Annotated in this window: 4 protein-coding genes and 1 pseudogene; all 5 read left to right on the top strand. The window is 76.0% G+C overall.

Features of this window, described 5'->3' with window-relative positions; genetic code table 11:
* The first annotated feature begins 163 nt into the window (after positions 1-163).
* The gene (locus ICW40_RS18165) at positions 164-1,447 is read left to right on the top strand and encodes a sensor domain-containing phosphodiesterase (RefSeq protein WP_221655410.1); all 1,284 of its coding nucleotides are present in this window, start codon (positions 164-166) and stop codon (positions 1,445-1,447) included.
* A gap of 136 nt (positions 1,448-1,583) precedes the next feature.
* Positions 1,584-2,561: a LacI family DNA-binding transcriptional regulator gene (locus ICW40_RS21670; RefSeq protein ID WP_221655409.1), complete on the top strand. Its 978-nt coding sequence runs from the start codon at positions 1,584-1,586 to the stop codon at positions 2,559-2,561.
* Positions 2,562-2,617: 56 nt separating this feature from the next.
* Complete coding sequence (locus ICW40_RS18155) at positions 2,618-3,886, top strand: glycoside hydrolase family 3 N-terminal domain-containing protein (RefSeq protein WP_221655408.1); 1,269 nt, start codon at positions 2,618-2,620, stop codon at positions 3,884-3,886.
* 105 nt (positions 3,887-3,991) lie between these two features.
* Entirely contained in the window at positions 3,992-5,470 is a 1,479-nt protein-coding gene (locus ICW40_RS18150) for an amino acid permease (protein ID WP_221655407.1), read from the top strand.
* 73 nt (positions 5,471-5,543) lie between these two features.
* A pseudogene (locus tag ICW40_RS21205) lies at positions 5,544-5,700 on the top strand (histidine phosphatase family protein); the annotation flags it as partial.

Genomic DNA, 5,700 nt, shown 5'->3' with positions numbered 1-5,700 from the left:
GAGTCCGAGCGCCGGGCCGCCGCGGGCGACGCGACGAAGGCCGCGGGCCGCGCGACCCGGGCGCGCGAGCGCCTCGCGGAGCTGCGTCCGCACGAGTGAGGCGTCGACGCGAGACGTCGTGCCGCATCGTTCAGGACTGCCGGTCGCGCGCCGATGGGCAGGCGTGACCGCTGTCCTGAACCACCGTCCGACGTCGTCGACCGCCGAGCTGGCGCAGGTCCTCCGGGCCGGGGCGCTGCGCTGCGTCTACCAGCCGCTCGTCGACCTGAGATCCGGCGGGGCCGTCGGTCACGAGGCCCTGCTGCGCGGGCCGCGCGGGTCCGCGCTGGAGTCACCCCTCGCGCTGCTCGACGCCGCTCGGGCCGCCGGGCGCCTGGGCGAGCTGGAGCGTGCGTCGCTCGAGCACTCGCTGCGGGTCGTGGGCCACCGGTCCGAGGGTCGCCCCGTCACGCTGTTCGTCAACGTCGAGCCGACCACGCTGACGCGGCGCCTCGACGTGGTGCTCGACGCGCTGGCCGACCGCCCGCCGCACGTCCAGGTCGTCGTCGAGATCACCGAGCGCGCGCTCGCGGCCGACCCGGCGGGCATCCTCGCCGCCGCGGACGCGCTGCGCGTCGCGGGCTGCGCGATCGCGCTGGACGACGTCGGCGCGGAACCGGCCTCGCTCGCGTTCGTCCCGCTGCTGCGACCGGAGGTCGTCAAGCTCGACCTCGCGCTGCTCCGGACGCTCGACGACCCCATGACCGTCACCGTCGCGGGGGCGGTCCGCGCCTACGCCGAGGAGTCGGGTGCCGAGGTGGTCGCGGAGGGCATCGAGGTCGAGGACGACCTGACGAGGGCGCTCGTCCTCGGTGCGACCCTCGGGCAGGGCTGGCTCTGGGGCCGGCCCGACGAGACGCTCGCACCGACCGCACCCGCGACCGAGCGGTTCGTTGCGCACCGGGTGGACCCGGTGCCCCATGCGACGCCCTACGCGGCGGTCGCCGGGGACAGTCGCCTCAGCCGTGCGCCCAAGCGCCTCCTGCTCCCCCTGTCCCACACCCTCGAGCTGGCGGCGATGCAGTCCCGCCTGCCCCCGCTGCTGCTCGCCTGCTTCCAGCACGTGCGGCACCTCACGCCGGCGACCGCGCGGCGGTACACCGGCCTCGCGAGCCACCTGCCGTTCGTCGGCGTCCTCGGCGAGCACATGCCCGCCGAGCCGGTGCCGGGTGTCCTGGGTGGTCCGCTGCACCCGGACGACCCGCTGGCGCTCGAGTGGACCGTCGTCGTGCTCGGCGCCCACGAGAGCGCGGCGCTGGTCGCGCGGGGCGTCGCACCCGACCCGGGCGGCAGCCGGCCCACGGCCCAGCCGGACGGGGACCGGGAGTTCGACTTCGTGGTGACCCACGACCGGGGCCGCGTCACCGCCGTCGCGCAGGTCCTGATCGGCCGGCTCGCGCCCAGCTGACCGGCCGGGGCCCGGCCGCGGGGCACACCCGCGGCCGGCGGCCGACCGCGAGGTGCGTGCGGCATCGTCGCCCGGTGCGGGAGACTGCTGCCGTCCGGCGGAGCTTGCCACCGTACCCGCGACCACAGGAGGTGCCGTGCCTGGCGTCACCAGCATCGACGTCGCGCGTGCGAGCGGTGTGTCGCGCACGACCGTGAGCTACGTGCTCAACGGCACGCCGGGCGTGACGATCTCCGAGGGGACCCGCCGCCGCGTGCTCGAGGCGGCCGAGCGGCTGGGCTACGCGCCGTCCGCCGCCGCGCGGGCGCTGCGCCGCGGCCGCACCGACCTCGTGCTGTGCGTGCTGCCCAACTGGCCGATCGGACCCCTGCTCGACCTCATGCTCGACCACCTCGCGACGGCTCTCGCCGACCGTGGCCTGTCGGTGCTCGTGCACCACGGCCGCGGACCGCGACCGCTCTCCGAGCTGTGGCGTGCCGTCACGCCGCGTGCCGTGGTGGGCTTCGCCGCCTTCGCACCCGAGGAGGAGCGGGCGATGCGCCAGGCCGGGATCCAGGTGGTGAGCACGATGGTGGAGCCCGACAACCCGCGCGCCTTCGCGGCGGACCAGGCCGCGATCGGCCGGGTGCAGGTCGAGCACCTGGTCGCACGTGGTCACCGCACGATCGGCTACGCGTCCGTGGTCGATCCGCGCCTGGTCGACTTCGCGCTCCCCCGCCTCGCGGGCGCCCGGGCGGCCTGTGCCGACGCCGGCCTTCCAGACCTGGTCGCGGCCGACGTCGAGCTGTCGGTGCTGTCGGCCGCCGACGCCGTGGCACGGTGGCGGGCCTCGGGCGTGACCGCCGTCGCGGCCTACAACGACGAGGTCGCGCTCGCGGTGCTCGCCGGCGCGCGGACGCACGGCCTGCGGTGCCCGGACGACCTCGCCGTGATCGGCGTCGACGACCTGCCGCTCGCAGCCCTCGCCGACCCCGCGCTGACCACCGTCGGCCAGCCGATCGGCCCCCAGGCCCACTACCTGGCGGCCGCCGTGCTCGCCACGCTGGACGGCGACAGCGAACCTCCCCCGCACCCGGCCGAGGGGCTGGGCGTCATCGTCCGCGCCTCCACCTGACACACGTCCGGGTGGTCCGGCGCGCGGAGCGCCCGGGGCGGCCCTACGGTCGGCTCGTGCGCAGACCTACCCCAGGCCGCGCCGCGACGGCTGCGGCGCTCGTGACGGCGGTCGTCACGACGGCCGCGCTGGCCGGGTGCGCGCCGACCGTGGGCGAGGTGTTCCCGCAGGCGCCTTCAGCGGTCGAGAAGCTCGCTGCGACTCCCCTGACCGTCGCCGCACCGCCGCCCACCCCGCCGGCGCCGGCGGAGCCGGAATGCGTCCCCGCGCCCCTCGAGCGTCGCGCGGCCGCCGTCCTCGTCGTCGGGCTGCCCGGTGTGGTGCGGCCGGGCGACGCGCTGGCCCAGCAGGTGGTCGACCTGGGCGTGGGCGGCGTGTTCCTGTCCGAGTCGAACATCCGGTCGACCACCCAGGTGCAGACGCTGACCACGGGCCTGCGGGAGCGCGCGGGCCGGCCCCTGCTGGTCTCGACCGACGAGGAGTCCGGGCGCGTCTCGACCACGCGGGAGCTGACCGGCCCGGGGCCCTCGCCCCGGCGGATGGCGGCGACCGAGACGCCCCCGGAGGTGCGCTCCCGCGCCGCCGGCATCGGCGCCCAGCTGCGCGAGCTCGGCGTGGACCTGGACCTCGCGCCGCTGCTCGACCTCGACGGCGGCGCCGCGGGCGGCGTCGTCGGCGACCGGTCGTTCAGCGCGGACCCGGCGATCGCGGGCGACTACGGCCTGGCGTTCTCCGCCGGTCTCGCCGACGCCGGCGTGACGCCCACCGTCAAGCACTTCCCCGGGCACGGCCGCTCGACTGCCGACACGCACGCGGGTGCGGCGGTGGTCGACGCCTCGGTCGACGAGCTCGCGGCGACCGACCTCGCGCCGTTCCAGCGCGCGATCGACGCCGGGGCGCCCGTCGTCATGCTCAACCACGTGCAGTACGAGGCGCTCGACGCCGGGCTGCCCGCCTCGCTCAGCCCCGCGGCGTACGACCTGCTGCGCGAGATGGGCTTCGAGGGCGTCGCGATCACGGACAGCGTCGGCATGGGTGCGGTCAACATGCGCTGGGACTTCCCCGACGCCGCGGTGGCCGCGGTCGCGGCGGGTGCCGACGCGGTGCTGACGACCGACGGGAACCAGGCGCTGCGGATGCGCGACGCGCTGGTGGCGGCCGTCGCGTCGGGCGCGCTCCCCGAGGACCGCCTCTCCGAGGCGGCCGCCCGGGTCACCGCGCTCGCGGGTGGCGACCCGGTCGCGATGTCGTGCGTCGACGTCGTCCTGCCCGTGCTCGAGCTCCCGGTGCCCGTCTCCGACGCCACGACCGACCCCGTGGGCTGACGGCACGTCTCGTCCGTCGGGACCGACCCCGTCCCGCCGGGCGCACCGGGGGGCGCGCCGCTACGTTGCGCGAGGAAGCGCGCGCACCACGGAGGCGGGGGTCCCATGGCCAGGCGAGTGAAGTCCGTCGAGCAGTCGATCCGCGAGACCGACGAGCCGGCGCACCGGCTCAAGCGGGACCTCAGCGCCTGGGACCTCGTCGTGTTCGGCGTCGGGGTCATCGTCGGCACGGGGATCTTCGTCCTCACGGGGACGCAGGCGGCGACGAACGCCGGGCCGGCCGTCGTCATCTCCTTCCTCCTCGCGGGCCTGACCTGCGGTCTCGCAGCCCTCTGCTACGCCGAGCTCGCCTCGTCGGTGCCGGTCGCGGGCAGCGCCTACACGTTCTCCTACGCGACGCTGGGCGAGCTCGCGGCGTGGGTCATCGGCTGGGACCTGCTGCTCGAGCTCATGCTCGGGGCCGCGGTCGTCGCGCGCGGCTGGTCGGCGTACCTCGCGCAGCTGCTCGACCTGCCCACGTGGATGGCGGGCGACGCGGCGCGGCCCGACCTCGCGGCGATCGCCATCGTGCTGGTGCTCGGGCTGCTGCTCGTGCGGGGGTCCAAGCTGTCGAGCCGCTTCACCGGCGTGCTCGTGGTCGTCAAGGTCGCCGTCGTGCTCCTCGTCATCGTGCTGGGCGCGATGTACGTCGACACGGCCAACTGGTCGCCGTTCGTGCCCCCGGCCGAGCCGGCGCCCGAGGGCGAGGGCGGCGTGCTGCACCAGCCGATCGTCCAGGCGTTCCTGGGGCTCGAGCCGACCGTGTTCGGCGCCTTCGGCGTGGTCGCGGCGGCGTCCGTGGTGTTCTTCGCCTACATCGGCTTCGACATCGTCGCGACCACGGCGGAGGAGAGCCGCAACCCCCAGCGGGACATGCCGCGCGGCATCCTCGGCTCGCTCGCGGTCTGCACCGTGCTCTACATGGCGGTCGCCGCGGTCCTGACCGGGATGGTGCCGTACGGCGAGCTCAACACGGCGGCCCCGCTCGCCGAGGCGTTCGAGAACATCGGCATCACGTGGGCGGCGCGGCTCATCGCGCTGGGCGCCGTCGCCGGCATCACGAGCGTCATCCTCGTCCTCATGCTCGGCCAGACGCGGGTGCTCTTCGCGATGTCGCGCGACCACCTGCTCCCGCCCGGCCTGGCACGCGTGCACCCGCGGTTCGGCACGCCGTGGGTGATCACGGGCGTGGTCACGGTGGGCGTCGCGATGCTCGCAGGCTTCGTCCCGCTCGAGGCGCTGTCCGAGCTGGTGAGCATCGGCACGCTGTTCGCCTTCGTCGTCGTCTGCCTCGGCGTCCTCGTCCTGCGCCGCACCAAGCCGGACCTGCCGCGTGCCTTCCGGACCCCGGGTGTACCGGTGATCCCGGTGCTGGGCGTCGCGGCGTGCGTCTGGCTGATGATCAACCTCCCGCTGGACACCTGGCTGCGCTTCCTCATCTGGATGGCCGTCGGCCTCGTCGTCTACGCGTCCTACGGCCGTCGACGGAGCCGCCTGGTGACCGGCGCGCCGATCGGCGCCGCGTCGCGGCAGCCGCCGGCATGACGGGTCCGTCGCTGCCCGGCGGATCCCGACGGCCGACCTGCGGCGCGCCGCGGGTGACCCTACGGTCGGGGGCATGACGCCCAGGACCCTGCTGCTCGTCCGGCACGGCGAGAGCCTCGGCAACGCCGCGGCGGCCGCCGCGCACGCCGCGGACGCCGAGGCCATCGACGTCCCCGCGCGCGACGCCGACGTCGCGCTGTCGCCGCTCGGGGCGGCGCAGGCACGCGCCC

The organism is Actinotalea ferrariae (assembly GCF_019733465.1).
Taxonomy (GTDB): domain Bacteria; phylum Actinomycetota; class Actinomycetes; order Actinomycetales; family Cellulomonadaceae; genus Actinotalea; species Actinotalea ferrariae_A.
Note: the sequence above shows the minus strand (reverse complement) of the source record. Positions and strands in the feature narration are given on the sequence as shown.

Bases quoted from the DNA above. Each gene is read 5' to 3' on its own strand.
- ICW40_RS18150 (WP_221655407.1), top strand. From the start codon at position 3,992: ATGGCCAGGCGAGTGAAGTCCGTCGAGCAGTCGATCCGCGAGACCGAC.